Here is a 22,569-nt window from a genome sequence, read left to right as displayed (position 1 = left end):
CGTTGGCCGGCATGGCCACCGCGCATCGGATCGATCTGTGGGTTGCCGGCCAGCGGCCGGCACTACCGGATCACCGCCGGCGGATGTCCATCGGGGTCATTGCCGGCATCGCGCACGATGCCGGCATCCTCGGCTGCGATCACGACGATCGCCACAAAGGCGCGTATTTTGACCGCCACTTAACAACCGATCCCCAATGACGTGATGCATTTCGCATCGTCACCTTCGGTCGGTATGCTGTGCCGCATGCAGCCAAAGAAATACGCCCTGCCGCTGATGGTCCTGTCGCTGGCCGCCACCTCCGTGGCCCACGCGCGCGGCACCATCGACAAGGTGGACATCAAGGGATTGGACAAGGGCGACGACGCCGCAATCATCGAGAACATCCAGGAATCGCTGTCGCTGTACGACACGATCGGCAAGGAACAGGGCGAATCGCGCCTGGAGTACCTGCTGTCACAGGCCGAGCGGCAGACCCGCCAGGCACTGGAACCGTTCGGGTACTACAACCCGGTGATCAAGGTCGAGGCGCCGCGCGAGGACGAGCACGTGCGCGTGCTGATCCATGTCGACAAGGGCACCCCGGTGACCGTCCGCCGCGAGCACATCGACATCACCGGGCCGGCGATGTACGACCAGTACCTGCAGGACGATCTGGCCGCGTTCAAGCCGCGCAAGGGCCAGCGTTTCGAACATACGCAGTACGAAGCCAGCAAGATCACCGTCACCCGCCGCCTGGCCGAACGTGGCTATTTCGATGCCGACTACACCCAGCGTCAGGTGCAGATCACCCGTGCCGACAACGCCGCCGACATCGACCTGACCTGGGACAGCGGCCGCCGCTACAACATGGGACCGGTGCGTTTCGAGCAGGACTACTTCGTCGACAAGCTGTTCGATCCGCTGGTGTACTGGGAACAGGGCAGCTACTTCCACGAGGGCAAGCTGGACCGGCTGCGCGAGTCGCTGACCAAGCTGGACTACTTCAGCGTGATCGACATCCAGCCGCGGCCCGACCAGGCCGATGCGAACGGCGAAGTGCCGGTGGATGTGAAGCTGACCCGTGCCAAGCGCACCATCTACACCGCGGGTCTGAGCTACGGCAGCGAAAGTGGCCCGGGTGTGCGCGGTGGCATCGAACGGCGGTGGCTGAACAACCGCGGCCACAAGATGAACACGCAGCTGGACTATGCGCAGAGGCGCAAGAGCCTGGTCACCAGCTACCGCATTCCGGCCTTCAACTGGCTTGATGGCTGGTACACCTTCGCTGCCAGCGCCTACGACGAGCAGACCGACTACATCGACCTGCGCAACTTCAAGCTGATCGCCAGCCGCAGCGGCGAGATCAACGAACACTGGACCGCGATCGCCTCGATCAACGCGCTGCGCGAGCGCTGGCGCTATGCCTCCGGCACCGAATTCACCGACGCGGTCTACAACACGTCGACGCTGGTGTACCCGCAGATGGTCGCCGACTACGTCAACGTCGATGACGAACTGTTCCCGCGCAAGGGCATCAGCGGTACTGCGACGATGCGTGCCGGCGTTGAAGGTGCCGGTTCGGACACCAGCTTCGTGCAGGCCAATGCCGTGCTGCGCTGGTACATCCCGGTGGGCGAAAGCAACCGCCTGATCCTGCGCGGCGAGGGTGGCACCACCTGGACCAGTGATCTGGTGGCCATGCCGCCCAGCCTGCGCTACTTCGCCGGTGGTGACCGCAGCATCCGCGGCTATGCCTATCGCGAGGTGGGCCCGCGGACCCCGGCACCGGACAAGTACGCGCTGGGCGCCAAGAACCTGGTGATCGGCTCGGCCGAGTACGAGCACTACTTCAATGGTGGCCCGTGGGGTGCGGCGGTGTTCGTCGATACCGGCAGCGCCTTCGACAACACCATCGATCTGCATACCGGCGTCGGCTTCGGCGTGCGCTGGAAATCGCCGGTGGGCCCGGTGCGCGTGGATATCGCGCATGGCTTGAACAACCCGGATTCGCAGTTCCAGCTGTACCTCAACATCGGAGCGGACCTGTGAGTACGCCCGCACCCACTCCGAACCCGACCACGCCGCCGCGCGTGCGCTTCTACCGCCGCCGCCGCTTCTGGGCCTGGTCCGGTGTGGGCGTGCTGGGCCTGGTGCTGCTGGCCCTGCTGGCGGTGTACTGGTTGCTGCAGACCGTGGCCGGGCGTGACGTGCTGCTGGCGCAGGTGGTGGCACGGCTGCCGGTGGGCGCCAGCTTCACCTGGGACAAGGTGGACGGCCCGGTGGCCGGTCCGCTGACCCTGTACAACGTCGACTTCCGCTACGACGACATCCATTTCCACGCCGAGCGCGCCCATCTGGAGCCGGACCTGCGCCCGCTGCTGGGCCGCAAGCTGCTGCTGGACAAGCTGGAGCTGACCAACGCGACGTTGAACCTGGCCAAGAGTGACGAGCCGTTCAAGCTGCCGTCGTGGCCCGATTCGCTGCCGCAGATCGAAATGCCGTTGGCGATCCAGGCCGATGCCATCGCCATCGACGGCTTCCGCATCAGCCAGGCCAACGAGCCGGTGATCGACATCAGTCGCGTGCGCGGCGGCATCGAGATCGCCAATGGCGAGTTCCAGGCACACAAACTGGTGGTGGACAGCGACATGGGCAATTTCACCGCCCAGGGTCGTTACATCCCGGCCAAGGACTACGACACCGATGTGACCGTCACCGCGGTGCTGCCGGCGCCGCGTGGCCGCACGGCCGCCACCGTCGGCCTGGTCGCCCGCGGTGACCTGTCGCACATGGAAGTGGCCGTAGCCGGGCGCGCGCCGAAGCCGCTGCACGCGATGCTGGTGTTCGATGGCCGCACCGATCCGAGCTGGAGCGCCAGCATCCGCAGTGACGAGCTGGATCTGGCGCTGCTGTCGCCGGCACTGGCCAGCTCGGCGATCGCGCCGCTGGCACTGGACTTCACCGCCGCCGGCAAGGGCGGCAACGCCAACCTGCGTGGCAAGGTGAAACAGGGCGATCAGGAACTGGAACTGGCACCGTCGGTGGTGTCGCTGCAGGACCAGGTGCTGAAAGTCTCACCGCTGCTGGTGAAGGGTCTTGGCGGTGAGGCGCGGCTGGAAGGCACCGCCGATTTCAGCCAGGAAGACCAGCAGAAGCTCAACTTCTCGGTGGTCGCACATGACCTGACCTACGTGCCAGCGGCGGACCCGAACACCGCCGGCAGCGCCCCGGTGCCGGTCACCTTGAAGGAAGCACGCTTCGGCCTGGCCGGTACCCTGAAGGCCTGGGCGGCGATCGGCCGCGCCGAGGTCGAGCGCGACGCGCAGAAGGCACAGCTGCACTTCGATGTGCGCGGCAACGATCAGGCCGCGTCGATCCACCAGCTGCAGGCGCAGACCCCAGGTGGCCAGCTGCAGGTGGAAGGCCAGGTGGCGTGGGCACCGCAGCTGGACTGGGATGCCAAGGCCACGCTGAAGGACTTCGACCCCGGCTATTTCGTGCCGGGATGGAATGGCCGCCTGTCCGGCAACCTGGCCTCCAAGGGCCGCCAGCTGCCGCCGCCGGCAAACGCACCGCCGGGTACCGCCGGCACGTTGGAAGCCACGGTCGATCTGCCGTCGTTGAAGGGCGTGCTGCGTCAGCGCAACCTGGACGCGCAGGGCAAGTTCGCGCTGCAGGGCGCGCAGGGCCAGGGTGACCTGAAGCTGTCGCTGGGCAGCAGCCGGGTGACCGCTTCGGGCAAGGTCGGTGACCGCCTCGACATCGATGCGCGTTTCGAACCGCTGCAGCTGAGTGACCTGCTGCCGGGCGCCGATGGCGGCCTGCGTGGCCAGGTACAGGTGAAGGGCCCGCGCGATGCGCCGGACATCACCGCCGACCTGGTCGGCAACAACCTCAACTGGGACGGCTACGGCGCCGAGAGCGTGAGCATCAAGGGCCACCTGCCGTGGCGTGGCGACAGCGGCACGCTGGCGATCCAGGGCCAGCAGGTCAATGCCGGCATGCTGCTGGAACGCTTGAATGTGGATGCGCAGGGCAGTGTCTCCAACCTGCGCCTGGCCGCGCAGACTCGCAACGAGATGGGCGCGATCGAGCTGCAGGGCAGCGTGCGCCAGCAGGGCGCGCAGTGGCGCGGCGAGCTGGCCGCGCTGCGCATCGCACCGGTGAAGGGCGATGCCTGGTCGCTGCGTGCACCGGCGGCGTTCGCGATCAACGGCAGCAACTACACGCTGGGCGAAGCCTGCCTGGCCGCTGCCAGCAGCGGCACACTGTGCGCACAGGCCAACTGGCCGCGCGAGGGCCTGGTGGTGCGCAGTGATGCGCTGCCACTGGCGCTGGTGCAGCCGTGGTTGCCGCCGCAGTCCGGCCGTCGCATCTACCTGCGTGGCGATGTCAGCCTGGATGCGCAGATCCGCCCGCGCGGCAACGCCTGGGAAGGCCATGTGGAAGTGCGCTCGAAGGAAGGCGGCGTGCGCCTGGGTGAGAACCGCAATGCCGTGGGGGACACCACCCGTGGCGAGCTGGTGCGCTACGACCAGTTCTCGCTCAAGCTCGACATGACCCCGGCCAGCATCAAGGGCTACCTGGGCATGGGCTTCCAGGGCAACGGCTTCGTCGACGCCAGGATGCAGACCGGCTGGGAAGCCAGCGCACCGCTGAACGGCGAGCTCTACCTCAACATGTCGCGGCTGTACTGGCTGGAGCTGTTCTCGCCGGACATCGTGCGACCGACCGGCCTGATCGAAGGCCACGTCAGCCTGCGCGGTACGCGTGGCCAGCCGTCGCTGGGCGGTGACGCGCAGCTGAGCAACTTCAAGGGTGAATTCCCGGCGCTGGGCCTGACCTTCGACCAGGGCAAGGGCAGCTTCGTGGCCCAGCCCGATGGTTCGGCCAAGATCACCGCGCAGGCCAACTCCGGCCAGGGCACGCTGTACGTGGATGGTGGCCTGTCGTGGTTCGGCGATGCACAGCCGCTGCAGTTGAAGATCCACGGCGACAACGTGCTGCTGTCCAACACCAGCGAGCTGCGCATCGTCGCCAATCCCAACCTCGACTTCACCCTGGCCAAGGCCGCGATGGAGCTGCGTGGCACCGTGCACGTGCCCGAGGCCGACATCGATCTGGAGCGCCTGGACCGCGGCACCTCGGTGTCCGAAGACGTGGTGGTGCTCGACCCGGCCGATCCGGAAGAGTCGCGTACCTCGCCGCTGGACATGGAGCTGACGGTCAGCCTCGGTGACAAGGTGAAGATGACCGGCTTCGGCCTGAAGGGCGCGCTGACCGGCAAGATGCAGGTCTGGGCCAAGCCTGGCCGCGAAATGACCGCCAATGGCGGGCTGGAAGTGAGTGGCCGCTACAAGGCGTACGGGCAGGACCTGACCATCACCCGCGGCAACCTCACCTGGAACTACAACGCGGTGTCCGACCCGCGCATCAACATCCGTGCCGAGCGCCGGATCGGTGATGTCACTGCTGGTATCGACGTGACCGGGCGTGCGCAGCAGCCGCGTGCGGACGTGTGGTCCGATCCGGCGATGTCGCAGTCCGAAGCCCTGGCTTATCTGGTGCTGGGACGCAGCCTGACCGGCGCCAGCAGCGACCAGACGCAGCAGGTCAATGCGGCCTCGGCGGCATTGTCGGCCGGCAGCGGCCTGCTGGCCTCGCAGCTGGGTGCCAAGCTGGGTCTGGACGATGCCGGCGTGAGCCAGTCGCGCGCGCTGGGTGGCTCGGTGATCGGCGTCGGCAAGTACATCTCGCCCAAGCTGTACGTCGGTTACGGCGTGTCGCTGGTCGGTGCCGGTTCGGTGATCACGCTGAAGTACCTGCTGCGCCGCGGCTTCGATGTGGAAGTGGAGTCGAGCACGGTGGAAAACCGTGGGTCGATCAACTGGCGGCGGGAGAAGTAACGATGCGGTAGTGCCGGCCGCTGGCCGGCACCTGCACCGTATCTCCCGAGTTGCGTGGGTTGCCGGCCAGCGGCCGGCACTACCGTGCACGACGCCCCCAACCATCGGCCGTTGCCCCTTCCGCCCCCAGCGGCTATGGTCCCGGGCTGTTCTGTCGTACCGGATTGCCCCATGTCACCACGCAAAGCCCTTCCCACTGCCCTGGCCCTGGGCCTGACCCTCGCCGCCGGCGCCCACGCCGATGAAGGCATGTGGATGCCGACCCAGCTGCCGGAGCTGGCCAAGCCGCTGCAGGCCGCAGGCTTCAAGGGCAATCCGGCCGACCTGGCCAATGTCACCGCACCGCCGCTGAGCGCGGTGGTGCGTGCCGGTGGCGGCACCGGCTCGTTCGTATCGTCGGACGGCCTGCTGCTGACCAACCACCACGTGGCGATGGGCGTGATCCAGTACAACAGCTCGCCCGAGCACGACCTGATCAATGGTGGCTTCATCGCCAGGGACCGCGCCGACGAGCGCCCGGCCAACCCGGACTTCCGCGTGCTGGTCACCGTCGGCTTCGACAAGGTGACCGACCAGGTGCTGGCGCAGGCGCGTGGCAAGACCGGCCGTGCCTACTTCGATGCGGTGGATGCGGCCAGCAAGCAGATCGTGGCCGAGTGCGAGAAGGACGGCAGCGTGCGCTGCTCGGTGGCCAACATGTACTACGGCACCGATTTCTACCGCATTGCCCAGCTGGAGCTGAGCGACGTGCGATTGGTCTACGCGCCGCCGCGTGCGATCGGCAACTACGGCGATGAGATCGACAACTTCATGTGGCCGCGCCACACCGGCGACTTCACCCTGCTGCGCGCCTATGTCGGCAAGGACGGCAAGCCGGCCGCGTACAGCAAGGACAACGTGCCCTACCAGGCGCCGGCGCACCTGCAGATGTCGGTGGAAGGTCCGAAGGAAGGTGACTACGCGATGCTGGCCGGTTACCCGGGCATCACCTACCGCCACCGTACCGCGGCCGAATTCGCTGGCCAGATCGATACCGTGCTGCCGCGCCGCGTATCGGTGTTCCAGCAGATGATCGACACCATCGAGGCCGCCAGCGCCAAGGACGCGCAGGCGCGCACCCGCTACGCCTCACAGCTGCAGTCGCTGAAGAACAACCGCAAGCGCGCCGCCGGTGAGCTGGAAGGCCTGCTGCGCAGCGACGCCAAGGCCCAGCGTGCCGCCGACGAGACGGCGATGCTGGCTGCCACCGACCGCAAGTACCAGGGCGATATCAAGGCGCTGCTGACCAACCTGTCGCAGGGCGCGGCGGTGGGCGAACGTGACCTGCTGCTGGACCAGATGGCCGCACAGAGCCAGCTGCTGCGCTCGGCGCTGCTGCTGGAACGCCTGCGTATCGAATCTGCCAAGCCGGACGCGCAGCGCGAGAGTGGTTTCCAGCAGCGCGACCAGGCGATGATCGAAGGCGTGCTCAAGCAGGTCCAGCGCCGCTACGCGCCGGAGGTCGAGAAGGCGCTGCTGACCACCCTGCTGACCCGTTACCAGCAGCTGCCGGACGCGCAGCGCGTGGCCGAGTTCGATACGGCCTTCGGCCGTACCCCGGAGCAGCTGGCGAAGGCACTGGACACCCTGTACGCCGGCACCCAGCTGGGTGAAGAGGCACAGCGCCTGTCCCGTTTCGCTGCTGCGCGCGAAGGCAAGGCGCTGGCCGCCGATCCGCTGATCACCGTGGCCGCCCCGCTGGTGGCCGCGCAGCTGCGCATCGAGAACGAAAGCAAGACCCGCGAAGGCGAGCAGCTGCGCCTGCGCCCGGCCTACATGCAGGCGCTGTTCGCCTGGCGTGCCAAGCAGGGCCGCGCGGTGTACCCGGATGCCAACCGCACCCTGCGCATCAGCTACGGCAAGGTCGAGGCGCTGCATCCGCGCGACGGCGTGACCTACTCGCCGGTGACCACCGTGGCCGGCATCGTCGAGAAGAACACCAACGCCTATCCGTTCGATGCGCCCAAGCCGCTGCTGGCCGCGATCGCCAAGGGTGACTTCGGCAGCACCGCCGACCCGGCGCTGAAGACCCAGACGGTCAACTTCCTGACCAACCTGGATACCACCGGCGGCAACTCCGGCTCGCCGGTGCTCAACGCCAAGGGCGAACTGATCGGCCTGAACTTCGACAGCAACTGGGAATCGGTCAGCGCCAGCTGGTGGTTCGACCCGCGCTACAAGCGCGCCGTGCACGTGGACATGCGCTACCTGCGCTGGCTGCTGGCCAAGGTCTACCCGGCGCCGGAACTGCTGAAGGAAATGGGCGTGCCGGCCCAGTAAGAAGCCGGCCACGACCAATGGTCGTGGCCCGCACCGCGTAGGCCCCCACCTTGGTGGGGGTGGTTGCCCCCAACGAGCCCGCACCCCCGGCCACGCCTGGCCTACACTGCGGGTTCTTCCGACGGAAACGCGCGCGTGGTCTCCAGCTGGATCCTGCTGCTGGTCTCGGTTGCCTATGCCGCGCTGCTGTTCGGCGTGGCGTGGTGGGGTGACCGTCGGCCGATGTACCCCGACCGGCCGTGGCTGCGGCCGGTGGTCTACAGCCTGGCGCTGGCCGTGTACTGCTCGTCGTGGACGTTCTACGGCGCGGTCGGCACCGCCGTGCGCAACGGCGTGGGCTACCTGCCGATCTACATCGGCCCGCTGCTGCTGCTGTTGTTCGGCTGGCGCATCATCGAGCGCCTGGCGCTGATCGCGCGCAGCCAGAACGTGGTGTCCATCGCCGACTTCATCTCTTCGCGCTTCGGCCGCTCGCGGCGGCTGGCGGCGCTGGTGGCGATCATCGCGCTGATCGGCATCATTCCGTACCTGGCCCTGCAGTACAAAGCGGTGGCGATGAGCCTGCAGGTGCTGACCGGCAACACCGGCCCCACTGGCTTCTTCACCGATCCCGCGCTGTACGTGGCGCTGCTGATGGCGTTGTTCGCCACCCTGTTCGGTACCCGCCAGGTCGATGCCACCGAACACCACCACGGCATGATGCTGGCGATCGCCTTCGAATCGGTGATCAAGCTGTTGGCGATGCTGGCCGTGGGCGTGTTCGCCTACCTGTGGCTGAGCAACCGCACCGACGCGGTGGTCGAATCGGTGCATACGCTGTTCACCGGCCTGCCGCCGGTGGGTTTCATCTCGCAGACCCTGCTCAGTTTCCTCGCCATCATCTGCCTGCCGCGCCAGTTCCACGTGGCGGTGGTCGAGTGCGGTGACGTGCGCGATGTGCGCCGCGCGCGCTGGATGTTCGGCGGCTACCTGGTGCTGATCTCGGGCATGGTGCTGCCGATCGCCACCGCCGGCGTGACCCTGTTCGGTACCGGCGGCAGCGTCGCCGACGACTCGATGGTGCTGGCCCTGCCGCTGGCCGAAGGCCGCAATGCGCTGGCGTTGATCGCCTATGTGGGCGGCTTCTCGGCGGCCACCGGCATGGTGATCGTGTCGTCCATCGCGCTGGCCACCATGGTCAGCAACGATCTGGTGATGCCGGTGCTGCTGCGTCGCAGTGGCGACCACCAGGAGGCCGCCGACGTCGCCTCGCGCGTGCTGTGGATCCGCCGCCTGGCGATCCTGCTGCTGGCGCTGATGGCCTACAGCTACTACCGCACCAGCAGCAACGACAGCACGCTGGCCTCGTATGGCCTGATGGCGTTCGCGGCGGTGGCGCAGTTCGCGCCCGGCCTGATCGGCGGCCTGTACTGGCGCGGTGCCAGCCGGCGCGGCGTCGAGGTGGGCATGCTGCTCGGCTTCGCCACCTGGCTGTACACCCTGCTGCTGCCTGCGATGACGATGGCCGGCTGGGTCGATGCTGGCTGGGTGCAGCACGGCCCGTTCGGCATCGAGTGGCTGCGCCCGCAGCAGCTGTTCGGCATGACCGGCTGGGATCCGCTGACCCACGGCACCTTCTGGTCACTGCTGGTCAACGCGGCGACGATGATGCTGGTGTCCGCGCGCTGGCGGCCCGGTGTCGACGAGCGGCTTCGCGCCGCGCCGTTCCTCGATCCGTATGCCGAGCGTCCGTCGGTGGCCGGTGGCTGGCCCGGTCACGTGCACGTGGGTGACCTGCTGGCACTGGCCTCGCGCGTGGTTGGCGAGCGCCATGCGCGGCGTTCGTTCTTCGAGCAGGCGCAGTCGCTGGGCCGCGAGCTGCAATCCTCGGCGCCCGCGGACCGGCCGTGGGTGCAGTTCACCGAGCGCCTGCTGGCCGCCTCGATCGGTGCGGCCTCAGCACGCCTGCTGCTGACCAGCCTGCTGCGTGGCTCGGGCATGGACCTGGGCGAAGTGGTGGCGGTGCTGGACGAAGCGGGGCAGGAGCTGCGCTTCAACCGCGAGATCCTGTCGACCACGCTGGAGAACATCAGCGCCGGGGTCAGCGTGGTCGATCCGGACATGCGGCTGACCGCATGGAATCGCCGCTACCAGGACATGTTCGGCTACCCCGACGGCATGCTCTACGTGGGCCGCCCGGTGGCCGACCTGATCCGCTACAACGCCGAGCGCGGCGAGCTGGGCGAGGGTGATATCGAAGTGCAGATCAACCGCCGCATCGGCTACATGCGTGCCGGTTCACCGCATGTGTTCGAGCGCACCCGCAGCGATGGCAAGGTGATCGAGATGCGTGGGCAGGCGCTGCCCGGCGGCGGTTACGTGACCAGCTACAACGACATCACCGACTACAAGCACGCGGAAAAAGCACTGCTGGAGGCCAACGAGACGCTGGAACAGCGCGTGGCCGAGCGCTCGCATGAGGCCGAGGTCGCGCAGCAGTCGAAGACCCGCTTCCTGGCGGCGATCAGCCATGACGTGCTGCAGCCACTGAACGCCGCACGCCTGTTCGCCTCGGCACTGCGCGACAGTGATCACGTGAGCGACGAGCAGAAGCATCTGGCCGAGCGTGTGGACGCTTCGTTGCGTGCGGCCGAAGAGCTGCTCGATGGCCTGCTGGATGTGTCGCGGCTGGATGCCGGCGGCCTGCATCCGGTGATCGGCGAGTTCGACGTGAGCGCGTTGATGCGTGAGCTGGCCGCGCAGTACACCCCGGTCGCGGCTGGCCGCGGCCTGCGTCTGGACCTGTTCGCACGCCCTGCGTGGGTGCGCAGTGACCGCCGCCTGCTGCGCCGCGTGCTGCAGAACTTCCTGGCCAATGCGCTGCGCTACACCCGCCAGGGCCGCATCGTGCTGGCCGTGCGCCAGCGCGGCGATGAAGTGGAGCTGCAGGTGTGGGATACCGGCCCCGGCATTCCCGAACACCATATGCGGCAGATCTTCGACGAGTTCCACCGCTACCAGCAACCATTCGACTGGGGCGAACAGGGGTTGGGCCTGGGCCTGTCGATCTGCCAGCGCATCTCGCGCCTGCTCGACCATCGGTTGAACGCACGCAGCCGGGTCGGCAAGGGCTCGATGTTCTCGATCATCCTGCCGCGGGTGGCACCGCTGCCGGGCTACACCGAGCTGGCCACACCCGCACAGACCGTCGCCGCGCCAGTACGCAGCGATTCGCTGGCGGGCCTGCGCGTGCTGTGCGTGGACAACGACGAGGAGATCCTTGATGGCATGCGCGCGCTGCTGGGCCGTTGGCAGGTGCAGGTGATCACTGCGGCCACCGTCGACCAGGCGCTGGAGAAGATCGCCGAGCACCCACAGGTGATGCTGGTGGATTACCACCTGCACGACCGCATGGACGGCCTGGATGCGCTGGTGGCGCTGCGCGAAGCCGCCGGTTACCCGCTGCCTGGCGCGCTGCTGACTGCCGATGGTCGCGACGAGCTGAAGCGGATGGCGCGCGAACGCGGCTACCGCGTGCTGACCAAGCCGATCAAGCCGGCCTCGCTGCGCGCCTTCCTGGGCGCGCTGCGCGATGCGCAGTAGATCCACGCCATGCGTGGATGTGACGTCAGGTAGTGCCGGCCGCTGGCCGGCAACCACGTAATCGCGGAAGCGTTACCCCAGGCCGTGCAGGTGTTCGTACAGGATCGTCGCGCCGATGATCACCAGGATCACGCCGCCGATGATCTCGGCACGCTTGCCGACCATGCTGCCCAGCACGCGGCCGAGCATGATGCCGACAGTGACCATGGTCAGCGTGCACAGGCCGATGACCGCTGCCATCACGCCGATATGCACGTCCATGAAAGCCAGGCCGATACCCACCGCCATCGCGTCGATGCTGGTGGCGAAACCGGTCAGCGCCAGCTTCCAGAAGCCGTGGTGCTGCGAGGGGTCTTCGTCTTCGTCGGCACTGTCCGGTCGCAGGCCGTTGTAGATCATGTGGATGCCCAGTGCGCCGAGCAGGCCGAAGGCGATCCAGTGGTCGAAGGCTTCGACGTACTGCAGGGCGGCACGGCCGAGCAGCCAGCCGATGATGGGCGTGATCGCCTCGATGACGCCGAAGATGATGCCGGCACGCAGTGCGTCGCGGAACACCGGCTTGCGCATGGCCGCACCCTTGCCGATCGCCGCGGCGAAGGCATCGGTGGACATGGCAAAGCCGATCAGGAGGATCGAAATGGGGGACATGGGCGGCGGCTGAGGTCGGGCTAGGACGGACGCACGGCCTGCGCTCGCGCCCAACCTGACGTTGCGCGCGCGGGCCGCTGGTCTCGCCAACCATCATGGTTGTCCACGCCACGGCGCACTGGCCGAGTATGTTGACGTGGACGATTCCTGCGTAGGAATCCGGCTACTCCCCAAGGGGACGCGCAGCTTAGCATCGCGATTCACGCATGGCGCATTTCCAGCGAAACGCGCAGGCAGGGCTGGTTTGTATAGCGATGGCTATATCGAGAGCGCAGCGGTGCCTGGTAGTGCCGGCCGCTGGCCGGCAGGTGCACCATCAAAAGCGTGCCAAGCAAGCTTGGCACCTACCGGAGCAGTGCCTGATGGTGCTGTGCCATGCCTGGAGGCCTGGGACCATCCGGACAGCCTTCGCGAACGAAAGCGATCAACGTGCGGATACTTTCGATTCTGTTGAGGGCAGGGTGAGAGGTTGCTCATCGGCTGGGCGGGTCATTGAACTGATCTGGAACTGACACGAGTCACCCATGATCTGCAGATTCGCAACCCGCTGCGGATCGTCCTCCCCGCTGGGCCCCACTGCACGAATGCGCAATGCAGCGATGCTTCTCTCGAGATCGTCGACATGGGTGAACAACTGCTCATTGGCTGCATATTCAAGATCGGCGAAGAGCCGCTGGTACCTTGAATAGCCGAGATCAGGCATGAACCTGCCACTCACGCGCCAGGATTCATATCGGAAGCACTGGACTACACCAATCTTCAAGCCGTCGGTATCGATCAGTGTCCAGGTGTCCATCGTTCCGGGCGGGAAGTTGGAACGTCCAGCTTGAGACCGAATCCATCATCCCGCCAGAGCTGATTGCGTCCTCGGCGGGGCTGGGCAAAAGTGCCAAGCAAGCTTGGCACCTACCGAAGCGATTTCTGGCGGTTTCAGGCCAATGCCGGCCAGCGGCCGGCACTACCTTCAGTCTTCTTCCGGCGGCAGCACGATGGCGTCGTCGTCGATCGCCAGCTTGCCGGCCATCAGCACGGCCTGGGTGCGGTTGGTCACGCCCAGCTTGCGCAGGATGGCGGTGACGTGGGCCTTGATCGTCGCTTCGGAGACGTTGAGGTCGTAGGCGATCTGCTTGTTCAAGCGGCCGGCGCCGAGCATCTGCAAAACGCGGAACTGCTGCGGGGTCAGCTCACGCAGGCGCTGGCCGACTTCGCGTTCCTCGCTGCCGGTGGGCGGCACGTTGTGCGCTTCCGGCGGTGCCCAGGTCTCACCATCGAGGATGGTGCCCAGTGCGTGGCCGATGGTGTCCGAATCCGCAGACTTCGGAATGAAGCCCAGCGCGCCGTGGTCGAGCGCTCGGCGCATCACCGTGGCTTCTTCGCGCGCGGACACCACCACCACCGGCAGCTGCGGATGCAGCGAGCGCATGTGCACCAGCGCGTTGAAACCCTGCGCACCGGGCATGTTGAGATCCATCAGGACCAGGTCGGCGTCGTTGTGCTGGTCGGCCAGCGCGTACAGCGCTTCCACGCTGTCGGCTTCGAACAGCTGCACGCCGGGGATGACCCGCTGTACCGCCCCACGCAGGGCTTCGCGGAACAGCGGGTGGTCATCGGCAATCAGGAGGGTGGTCATGGGTCGAGCTTATCGATCAGGAAAAAGAGCGACGTGATGGCAGGTGCAGGACGGGTCGGACACGGCCGGGTCCCTCCTCCCGGCCACGTCCCTGGCGCGTCCTGCGCCTGCGGTCACGCCATCAGCGCACCTTGCGCTCGTCCACCAGCGACGCCACCACCGACGGATCGGCCAGGGTCGAGGTGTCGCCAAGCTGGTCCGGTGCGTTCTCGGCGATCTTGCGCAGGATGCGGCGCATGATCTTGCCCGAGCGGGTCTTCGGCAGGCCCGGCGCCCACTGCAGGTGGTCCGGCGTGGCGATCGGGCCGATCTCCTTGCGTACCCACGCAATCAGCTCCTTGTGCAGCTCATCGGTCGGCGCCTCTTCGGCCACCAGGGTGACGTAGGCGTAGATGCCCTGGCCCTTCACGTCGTGCGGGAAGCCGACCACGGCCGCTTCCGCCACCTTCGGGTGCGAGACCAGAGCGCTTTCCACTTCGGCGGTGCCGATGCGGTGGCCGGACACGTTGATCACATCGTCCACGCGGCCGGTGATCCAGTAGTAGCCGTCTTCGTCGCGGCGGCAACCGTCGCCGGTGAAATAGCTGCCCGGGTAGGTGCGGAAATACGTATCGATGAAGCGCTGATGGTCGCCGTACACCGTGCGCATCTGGCCCGGCCAGGAATCGCGGATGATCAGGTTGCCCTCGGTCGGGCCGTCCTGGATCTCGCCATCGGCGTTGACCAGCGCCGGCTGCACGCCGAAGAAGGGCAGGGTGGCCGAGCCGGGCTTGAGGTCCATCGCGCCGGCCAGCGGCGAGATCAGGATGCCGCCGGTCTCGGTCTGCCACCAGGTATCGACGATCGGGCAGCGGCTGTCGCCGACCACCTCGTAGTACCAGCGCCAGGCTTCCGGATTGATCGGTTCGCCGACGCTGCCGAGCAGGCGCAGCGACGCGCGCGAGGTCTTCTTCACCGGCTCCTCGCCTTCGCGCATCAGTGCGCGGATGGCGGTCGGGGCGGTGTAGAAGATGCTCACCTTGTGCTTGTCGATGACGTTCCAGAAGCGCGAGGTGTCCGGATAGTTCGGCACGCCTTCGAACATCAGTGAGGTCGCGCCGTTGGCCAGCGGGCCGTACACGATGTAGCTGTGGCCGGTGACCCAGCCGACATCGGCGGTGCACCAGTAGATGTCGTCCTCGCGCAGATCGAACACCGCTTCATGGGTGTAGGCCGCGTACAGCAGGTAGCCGCCGGTGGTGTGCAGCACGCCCTTCGGCTTGCCGGTGGAACCGGAGGTGTAGAGGATGAACAGCGGGTCTTCCGCGTTCATGCGTTCCGGCTCGCAGGTGGCCGGCTGGCTGTCCACCACATCGTGGAACCAGCGGTCGCGCGGCGCCTGCATGTCCACCGCGCCACCGGTGTGGCGCACTACCAGCACGGTTTCAACCGTGTTCGTGCCGGGCAGCTTCAGCGCTGCATCGACGTTGGCCTTCAGCGGAATCTTCCGACCACCGCGCAGACCCTCGTCTGCGGTGATGATCAGCTTACTCTGGCAGTCGCTGACGCGGTCGGCGATCGAGTTCGGTGCGAAGCCACCGAACACCACCGAGTGGATCGCACCGATGCGTGCGCAGGCCAGCATGGCCACGGCGGCGTCGACGATCATCGGCAGGTAGATGGTGACCCGGTCGCCCTTCTTGACCCCGAGGTTGCGCAGCGCATTGCCGAGGCGGCAGGTGCGCTCGTACAGCTCGCGATAGGTCACGTGCTGCGCCGGTGCGTCCGGGCCGTCCGGCTCGAACAGCAGGGCGGTCTTGTCGCCACGCTTCTCCAGCTGGCAGTCCAGGCAGTTCACGCTGGCATTGAGCTCGCCATCTTCGAACCACTTGATGTGGAAATCGGACAGGTCGTAGCTGACGTTCTTGATCTTCGTCGGCTTGCGCATCCACTCCAGGCGCTCGGCGGCCTTGCCCCAGAAACCATCCGGGTCGGTCACCGAAGCCTGGTACTGCTGTTCGTACGACGTCTTGTCGATGCGTGCCTTGGCGGCGAACTGCGGATCGACGGGGTAGATATCAGCCATGGCACCCTCACTTGCACGTTGACTTTGTATGTGCGGTCGCAGCATCGCAGCGACCGATCCCCTTCAGTTTGCCCCATCCACCCCCGGCCGCGTCACCACTCTGGTTAGACCATGGTCGAAAGTGAGCGCCCAGCAGGGCCGGGTTCGACCAATGGCGAATAGCCGCTATACATAATCGCCCCGCAGTCTCGGCTCGACCGTGCCCCACGCGCGGCATCACCTTGCCACTTGGGAGAGAGGGCAACATGAGCCACCGTACGTTGAAAGCCGTGCGCAAACCTTTGGCGGCCTGCCTGTTGGTCGCCCTGGTCGCACCGGGCATGGCGTTCGCTGAGACCGCCAAAGAGAAAGCGCTGGAAGCACGCGTTGCCGAACTGGAACGCCAGGTCCAGCTGCTGCTGTCTTCGCAGCAACAACAACAGACCCAGATCAGCCAGACCCAGCAGGCGGTGACCGAAGTCCGCACGGTGCAGGCCGAGCAGAAGCCGGTCGCCTCGGTGCCGGCGGGCAAGCAGCCGATCCAGGTCACCACCATCACCCCGGGCGCCGCGCCGGGCACCACGGTCAAGATCGGCGGCTTCATCAAGGCCGATTTCCTCGCCACCCAGACCAGCGATGGCCAGCTGGCCGACGACGCCACCGGCCGCTCGCTGTACCTGCCGGGCCAGACCCCGGTGGAAGGCGCCGGTGGCAGCGGCAAGCGCTCGGGCACCGATTTCAACGCCCACGCCAAGTTCTCGCGCTTCAACCTGGGCATCGACAACGTGAGCGAATCGGGCAACAAGGCCGGTGCGTTCTTCGAGATGGACTTCTTCGGCAACTCGCTGGGCAACCAGACCGCGACCAATACCTACGGTGTGACCCTGCGCCACGCCTACATGTACTGGAACAACTGGATGGCCGGCCAGACCTGGTCCAACTTCATGGATGCGGCCGCACTGCCGGAAGCGGTCGACTTCGTCGGCCCCACCGACGGCGTGATCTTCGTGCGCCAGGCCCAGGTGCGCTACACCCAGGGTGGCTTCAGCGTCGCGCTGGAAAACCCGGAAACCACCACGCTCACCGGTACCCGCAACCCGGTCACCGGCGCCTGGACCAACGCCAGCGCCAACTCCGATCGTGGCAGCCTGCCTGATCTGACGATGCGTTACGGCTGGAAGGGCAACTGGGGCACCTTCGGCGTCGGCGGCATCGTCCGTCAGCTGAAGGTCGACAACCAGGCCACCGGCGCCAAGGCCGACAAGGTGGCCGGCGGCCTGACCCTGGGCGGCAAGTGGGTGATGGGCGACAGCGATTCGCTGCACTACCAGCTGACCGGCGGCGAAGGCATCGCCCGCTACATCGGCCTGGGCATCACCGCCGATAGTGCCTACGACGTTGCCCGCGACGAGCTCAACCCGACCGGCGTGCTTGCTGGCTACGTGGGCTGGCGGCATGCGTTCTCGCCGAAGCTGCGCACCAACCTGATCTACGCGCGCAGCGACTACGACAACGACAGCATCCTCGGCCCGCTGGTGACCAAGAGTGTGCAGAGCATCCGCGGCAACATCTTCTACTCGCCGCTGCCCAAGGTCGATATCGGTGCGGAGCTGATGTACGGCCGTCGCGAAGTGGAGAACGGCAACAAGGGTGACATCACCCGGTTGCAGTTCACCACCAAGTACAGCTTCTAAGAGCGTGCCGGCCAGCGGCCGGCACCTACCGAGATAGGGTGCCGGCCAAGGTCGGCATCTACCGAGATGGGGTGCCGGCCAAGGTCGGCATCTACCGAGATGGGGTGCCGGCCAAGGTCGGCATCCACCGAATTGAGTGCCGACTAACGTTCGGCACCCACCAACAACGATTGCTTCGGAGGGGAAGCGTCCCATGTCCAGTACACCCAGCACCGCCCATAAAGCGGGCACCCTGACCAAGGGCCACAAGAAGGTCATCTTCGCCTCGAGCCTCGGTACGGTCTTCGAGTGGTATGACTTCTTCCTGTATGGCTCGCTCGCCGCCATCATCGCCAAGCAGTTCTTCAGTGGCGTCAATGAAACCACGGGCATGATCTTCGCCCTGCTGGCGTTCGCTGCCGGCTTCTTCGTGCGTCCGTTCGGCGCGGCCTTCTTTGGCAGCCTCGGCGACCGCATCGGCCGCAAGTACACCTTCCTGGTCACCATCCTGATCATGGGCATCTCGACCTTCCTGGTCGGCGTGCTGCCCAACTACGCTTCGATCGGTTTCGCCGCGCCGGTGATCCTGATCATCCTGCGCCTGGCCCAGGGCCTGGCGATGGGCGGCGAGTACGGCGGTGCCGCCACCTACGTGGCCGAGCATGCGCCGGACGACAAGCGCGGCCTGTACACCAGCTTCATCCAGTGCACCGCCACGCTCGGCCTGTTCATGTCGCTGCTGATCATCCTGGCCTGCCGCTACTTCCTCGGCAACGAAGCCTTCGAAGCCTGGGGCTGGCGTATTCCGTTCCTGGTGTCGATCCTGCTGCTGGGCGTGTCCGTGTGGATCCGCCTGCAGCTGAGCGAATCGCCGCTGTTCCAGCAGATGAAGTCCGAGGGCAAGGGTTCCAAGACCCCGTTCCGTGACAGCCTGAAGGGCGGCAACCTGAAGCTGATGCTGCTGGTCCTGCTGGGTGCTGCGGCTGGCCAGGCGGTGGTCTGGTACGGCGGCCAGTTCTACGCGCTGTTCTTCCTCAGCAGCATGCTGAAGGTCGATGCCACCACTTCCTACCTGCTGATCGCCGCCGCGCTGGCGCTGGGCGTGCCGTTCTTCATCTTCTTCGGCTGGCTGTCCGATCGCATCGGCCGCAAGAAGATCATCCTGGCCGGCTGCCTGCTGGCGGCTGTTACCTACATCCCGATCTTCAAGGGCCTGACCCACTTCGCCAATCCGGCCATCGAAGAAGCCCGCAGCAGCTCGCCGGCCCTGGTCGTGGCCGATCCGGCCACCTGCTCGTTCCAGTTCGATCCGGTCGGCCTGCGCAAGTTCACCAGCTCCTGCGACGTGGCCACCGCCGCGCTGACCAAGGCCGGTGTGCCGTATGACGTGCAGCCCGCCGCCGCCGGTTCGCTGGCGATGGTGAACGTGGGCAGTGCCAGCGTCACTTCGTATGAAGCCGCTGGCCTGACCAAGGAAGACGGCAAGGCCAAGGCTGATGCCTTCGGTGCGGAGCTGAAGACCGCCCTGACCACCGCGGGTTACCCGGCCAAGGCCGATGGCGCACGCATCAACATCGCCGGCACGATCTTCATGCTGTGGCTGCTGGTGCTGTACGTGACCATGGTCTACGGCCCGATCGCCGCCTACCTGGTCGAACTGTTCCCGACCCGCATCCGCTACACCTCGATGTCGCTGCCGTACCACATCGGCAACGGCTGGTTCGGTGGCTTCCTGCCGGCGATCTCGTTCGCACTGGTGGCCGGTACCGGCAACCTGTACTACGGCCTGTGGTACCCCATCATCATCGCGCTGATGTCGGTGGTGATCGGCGGCCTGTTCCTGCGCGAGACCAAGGACGTGGATATCACCAAGTAACCGGCGTGCCGACCAACGGTCGGCACCCACCGGGTTTCAGGGGCCGCGGTGCAGACCGCGGCCCTCTTTTTGGTAGTGCCGGCCGCTGGCCGGCAAATGCACGATGTCTGCCGGAGGTCCATGGGGCTGCCGGCCAGCGGCCGGTACTACCATTGCGTTGCACAGCACGCCGTATAGTCGGCCCATGACCACCACCATGCCGACCGAGCTCCCCGCCACCCTGCACACCCTGCGCAGCGCGTGGCAGTCGCAGCGCCCTTCGCTGGACCAGCGCGAGAATGACCTGCGCCGCCTGCGCGAGGCGCTGAAGCCACGCCTGGACGAAATGGCCCAGGCCATCGCCAAGGACTTCGGCCACCGCGCCCACGTCGAATCGAAGCTGGCCGATGGCATGAGCGTGCTGTCGGCCATCGACCACCTGCGCCGCCACCTGCGGCGCTGGTCGAAACCGCAGCGGGTGGGTGCCGGCTGGCGGCTGTGGCCGGCGCGCGCGCAGCTGCGGCCGACGCCGCTGGGCGTGGTCGGGGTGATCTCCCCCTGGAACTACCCGGTCACGCTGGCACTGGTGCCTTTGGCTACCGCGATTGCCGCCGGCAACCACGTGCTGCTGAAACCCTCCGAACACACGCCGCGCACCAGCGCGTTCCTGGCCGATCTGCTGGCCAGTGTGTTCCCGCCCGATCGGGTGGCGGTGGTGCAGGGTGGGGCGGATGTGGCGGCGGCGGTGTCCTCGCTGCCGCTGGACCATCTGCTGTTCACCGGCTCGACGGCTGTTGGCCGCAAGGTGATGGCTGCCGCCGCCGAGCATCTGGTGCCGGTCACGCTGGAGCTGGGCGGCAAGTCGCCGGCCATCGTCTGCCACGATTTCCCACTGGACAAAGCCGCAACGCGGCTGGCCACCGGCAAGTGGTTCAACGCGGGCCAGACCTGCATCGCGCCGGATTACGTGCTGATCGACACCGCGCGCCAGCGTGAGTTCGTGCAGGCCCTGCAGCAGCAGGTACGCGAGCGCTACGGCGACTTCAGCGATGCCGACGATTACACGCGCATCATCAACGAAGGCCAGTACCGGCGCCTGCAGGGCTATCTGGCGCAGGCGCGCGAACGTGGCGTGCCGGTGATTCCGTTGGCGCAGGTGGATGAGGCGCGCGCCGACCGCGAGCGCCTGCTGGTGCCGACCGTGGTGCTGGACCCGCCGGACGACTTGGACTTGATGCGCGAGGAGATCTTCGGGCCGATCCTGCCGGTGCGGGCTTACCCGGATCTGGATGCTGCGCTGGCCGACGTACTGTCCCGCGACCGGCCGCTGGCGCTGTATCCCTTCAGCCATGACCGGGCCACGGTGGAGCGCATCCTCGGCCAGGTGGTGGCCGGCGGGGTGACGGTGAATGACACGCTGCTGCACTTCGCCGCCGATGGCCTGCCGTTTGGCGGGGTAGGGGCCAGCGGCATGGGCGCGTACCACGGCCGGGCCGGGTTCGATGCGATGAGCAAGCGGCTGCCGGTGCTGTGGCAGTCGCGCTGGGCCGCCAGCGACCGGCTGCGACCGCCGTATTCGAAGATTGCGGGGTTGTTGAAGTTCCTCTTGCGGTGATCGGGTTCCGGTAGTTGCCAACCTTGGTTGGCACACGGTGATTGCTGGCGCCAACCAAGGTTGGCGTCTACGGGGGTATATGGGCGCCCATCAAGGCCCACCCGGGTAGAATGGCCCCCATGAAGATCGCCTCGTGGAACGTCAATTCGCTCAATGTCCGCCTGCCGCACCTGGAGCAGTGGCTCAAGGACTTCGGCCCGGACATCGTCGGTATCCAGGAAACCAAGCTGGAGGACCACAAGTTCCCCGATTCGGCGCTGATCGCCGCGGGCTACCGCAGCGTGTTCGCCGGCCAGAAGACCTACAACGGCGTGGCGCTGCTGTCGCGTGAGCCGGCGCAGGACGTGCAGATCGGTATTCCCGGCTTCGAGGACGAGCAGAAGCGCGTCATCGCCGGTACCTTCGGCGACCTGCGGGTGATCAACCTGTACGTGGTCAACGGCCAGGACATCGGCACCGACAAGTACGACTACAAGCTGCGCTGGCTGGAAGCGGTCCATGCCTGGATCGCCGAAGAACTGCAGCGGCACCCGAAGCTGATCGTGATGGGCGACTTCAACATCGCCCCGGACGCGCGCGATGTGCACGACCCGGAGGTGTGGAACGAGAACCACATCCTGACCTCCACCGCCGAGCGCGGCGCGCTCAACAAGCTGCTGCAGCTGGGCCTGCACGATGGCTTCCGCCTGCACAACGACGAGGCGGGCACCTTCAGCTGGTGGGATTACCGTGCCGCGGGCTTCCGCCGCAACCTGGGCCTGCGCATCGACCTGACCCTGGTCTCCGACGCGCTGAAGGGCAGTGCGGTGGCCTCGGGCATCGACCGCGAGCCGCGTACCTGGGAACGCCCGAGCGACCATGCGCCGGCGTGGGTGGAAGTAGAGTCGAGCTTGCTCGACTGATCTCCCATGCAGTCGAGCAAGCTCGACTCTACAGAACGGGGCCCGACGATTGCCGGGCCCGTTCTGGAACACCTGCCGGCCAGCGGCCGGCACTACCCTCAGATCACCGTATGCTCTTTCGGGTGAACAGGTTGACGATCGCCAGCAGGATCACCGCACCGATCAGCGAGAACAGGAAGGTGCGGATGGTGATCGCTTCGTTGATGCCGCCGCCGAACAGCCAGCCGGAAATCAGCGCGCCGACGATGCCGACCACGATGTTGAGGATGATGCCCTGCTGGGCATCGCGCTTCATGATGATGCTGGCCAGCCAGCCTACGATGCCGCCGACGATCAGCCAGATGATGATGCCCATGATCGAACCTCCGGTGGGGAACTGTGACCAGTTGACGCGCAGGGCCGTGAACCCGTCG

General features: G+C 66.6%; 14 protein-coding genes and 1 riboswitch. Of the genes, 9 read left to right on the top strand and 5 right to left on the bottom strand.

All coding sequences use genetic code 11. The annotated features are described in order from the left end of the window. Positions 1-11 precede the first annotated feature (11 nt). From ACSYS9_RS23930 to ACSYS9_RS23910, 5 genes are all read left to right on the top strand, one after another. Positions 12-200 carry a hypothetical protein gene (locus ACSYS9_RS23930; protein ID WP_143048257.1) on the top strand — a complete coding sequence of 63 codons (189 nt, stop codon included), beginning with the start codon at positions 12-14 and terminating at the stop codon, positions 198-200. Positions 201-234: 34 nt separating this feature from the next. After that, a complete protein-coding gene (locus tag ACSYS9_RS23925) occupies positions 235-2,031 on the top strand; it encodes an autotransporter assembly complex protein TamA (RefSeq protein ID WP_081352361.1) in 1,797 nt (598 codons plus the stop codon). Beyond that, a complete protein-coding gene (locus ACSYS9_RS23920; protein WP_049424283.1) occupies positions 2,028-5,888 on the top strand; it encodes a translocation/assembly module TamB domain-containing protein in 3,861 nt (1,286 codons plus the stop codon). Before ACSYS9_RS23925 ends, ACSYS9_RS23920 begins: the two co-directional genes overlap by 4 nt. A 171-nt stretch (positions 5,889-6,059) precedes the next feature. After that, positions 6,060-8,207: a S46 family peptidase gene (locus tag ACSYS9_RS23915; RefSeq protein ID WP_049462250.1), complete on the top strand. Its 2,148-nt coding sequence runs from the start codon at positions 6,060-6,062 to the stop codon at positions 8,205-8,207. 135 nt (positions 8,208-8,342) lie between these two features. Then, positions 8,343-11,789: a hybrid sensor histidine kinase/response regulator gene (locus tag ACSYS9_RS23910; RefSeq protein WP_049399156.1), complete on the top strand. Its 3,447-nt coding sequence runs from the start codon at positions 8,343-8,345 to the stop codon at positions 11,787-11,789. Positions 11,790-11,861: 72 nt separating this feature from the next. On the opposite strand, the gene ACSYS9_RS23905 is transcribed toward ACSYS9_RS23910, so the two are convergent. The 4 genes from ACSYS9_RS23905 to acs all read right to left on the bottom strand — a co-directional run bounded on the left by ACSYS9_RS23905 (position 11,862) and on the right by acs (position 16,132). Beyond that, positions 11,862-12,437: a manganese efflux pump MntP gene (locus ACSYS9_RS23905; protein WP_032128462.1), complete on the bottom strand. Its 576-nt coding sequence runs from the start codon at positions 12,435-12,437 to the stop codon at positions 11,862-11,864. Positions 12,438-12,525: 88 nt separating this feature from the next. Then, positions 12,526-12,615, bottom strand: a riboswitch (yybP-ykoY riboswitch). Positions 12,616-12,861: 246 nt separating this feature from the next. Further along, positions 12,862-13,233 carry a hypothetical protein gene (locus ACSYS9_RS23900; protein WP_071229446.1) on the bottom strand — a complete coding sequence of 124 codons (372 nt, stop codon included), beginning with the start codon at positions 13,231-13,233 and terminating at the stop codon, positions 12,862-12,864. A 168-nt stretch (positions 13,234-13,401) separates the two neighbouring features. Beyond that, positions 13,402-14,067, bottom strand: coding sequence for a response regulator transcription factor (locus ACSYS9_RS23895; protein ID WP_005420420.1), 666 nt, complete (start codon positions 14,065-14,067; stop codon positions 13,402-13,404). Between the two features lie 121 nt (positions 14,068-14,188). After that, positions 14,189-16,132: an acetate--CoA ligase gene (gene acs, locus ACSYS9_RS23890; RefSeq protein ID WP_071229447.1), complete on the bottom strand. Its 1,944-nt coding sequence runs from the start codon at positions 16,130-16,132 to the stop codon at positions 14,189-14,191. Between the two features lie 245 nt (positions 16,133-16,377). Here acs and ACSYS9_RS23885 point away from each other — a divergent pair, with 245 nt between their 5' ends. The 4 genes from ACSYS9_RS23885 (at position 16,378) to xth (ending at position 22,156) form a co-directional block, all read left to right on the top strand. Next, on the top strand, positions 16,378-17,805 hold the full coding sequence (locus tag ACSYS9_RS23885; RefSeq protein WP_071229448.1) for a DcaP family trimeric outer membrane transporter: 1,428 nt from the start codon (positions 16,378-16,380) through the stop codon (positions 17,803-17,805). A 193-nt stretch (positions 17,806-17,998) separates the two neighbouring features. Then, positions 17,999-19,660 (top strand): MFS transporter, encoded by a 1,662-nt coding sequence (locus tag ACSYS9_RS23880; protein ID WP_032128465.1) that lies wholly within the window; start codon positions 17,999-18,001, stop codon positions 19,658-19,660. 184 nt (positions 19,661-19,844) lie between these two features. Beyond that, on the top strand, positions 19,845-21,254 hold the full coding sequence (locus ACSYS9_RS23875) for a coniferyl aldehyde dehydrogenase (RefSeq protein ID WP_071229449.1): 1,410 nt from the start codon (positions 19,845-19,847) through the stop codon (positions 21,252-21,254). 119 nt (positions 21,255-21,373) lie between these two features. Further along, positions 21,374-22,156, top strand: a complete 783-nt coding sequence (gene xth, locus ACSYS9_RS23870) for an exodeoxyribonuclease III (protein WP_049455824.1) — start codon at positions 21,374-21,376, stop codon at positions 22,154-22,156. Between the two features lie 103 nt (positions 22,157-22,259). On the opposite strand, the gene ACSYS9_RS23865 is transcribed toward xth, so the two are convergent. Further along, positions 22,260-22,511, bottom strand: coding sequence for a GlsB/YeaQ/YmgE family stress response membrane protein (locus tag ACSYS9_RS23865; protein WP_005411656.1), 252 nt, complete (start codon positions 22,509-22,511; stop codon positions 22,260-22,262). Positions 22,512-22,569 lie beyond the last annotated feature (58 nt).

The sequence above is a fragment of the Stenotrophomonas sp. STK17_22 genome (assembly GCF_051983905.1).
In the GTDB taxonomy this organism is placed as follows: Bacteria; Pseudomonadota; Gammaproteobacteria; order Xanthomonadales; family Xanthomonadaceae; genus Stenotrophomonas; species Stenotrophomonas maltophilia_A.
This window is presented reverse-complemented; position numbering and strand designations above follow the sequence as displayed.

Bases quoted from the DNA above. Each gene is read 5' to 3' on its own strand.
- ACSYS9_RS23895 (WP_005420420.1), bottom strand. From the start codon at position 14,067: ATGACCACCCTCCTGATTGCCGATGACCACCCGCTGTTCCGCGAAGCC.
- ACSYS9_RS23905 (WP_032128462.1), bottom strand. From the start codon at position 12,437: ATGTCCCCCATTTCGATCCTCCTGATCGGCTTTGCCATGTCCACCGAT.
- ACSYS9_RS23930 (WP_143048257.1), top strand. From the start codon at position 12: ATGGCCACCGCGCATCGGATCGATCTGTGGGTTGCCGGCCAGCGGCCG.
- ACSYS9_RS23915 (WP_049462250.1), top strand. From the start codon at position 6,060: ATGTCACCACGCAAAGCCCTTCCCACTGCCCTGGCCCTGGGCCTGACC.
- xth (WP_049455824.1), top strand. From the start codon at position 21,374: ATGAAGATCGCCTCGTGGAACGTCAATTCGCTCAATGTCCGCCTGCCG.
- ACSYS9_RS23885 (WP_071229448.1), top strand. From the start codon at position 16,378: ATGAGCCACCGTACGTTGAAAGCCGTGCGCAAACCTTTGGCGGCCTGC.
- acs (WP_071229447.1), bottom strand. From the start codon at position 16,132: ATGGCTGATATCTACCCCGTCGATCCGCAGTTCGCCGCCAAGGCACGC.
- ACSYS9_RS23865 (WP_005411656.1), bottom strand. From the start codon at position 22,511: ATGGGCATCATCATCTGGCTGATCGTCGGCGGCATCGTAGGCTGGCTG.
- ACSYS9_RS23900 (WP_071229446.1), bottom strand. From the start codon at position 13,233: ATGGACACCTGGACACTGATCGATACCGACGGCTTGAAGATTGGTGTA.
- ACSYS9_RS23880 (WP_032128465.1), top strand. From the start codon at position 17,999: ATGTCCAGTACACCCAGCACCGCCCATAAAGCGGGCACCCTGACCAAG.
- ACSYS9_RS23875 (WP_071229449.1), top strand. From the start codon at position 19,845: ATGACCACCACCATGCCGACCGAGCTCCCCGCCACCCTGCACACCCTG.
- ACSYS9_RS23925 (WP_081352361.1), top strand. From the start codon at position 235: ATGCTGTGCCGCATGCAGCCAAAGAAATACGCCCTGCCGCTGATGGTC.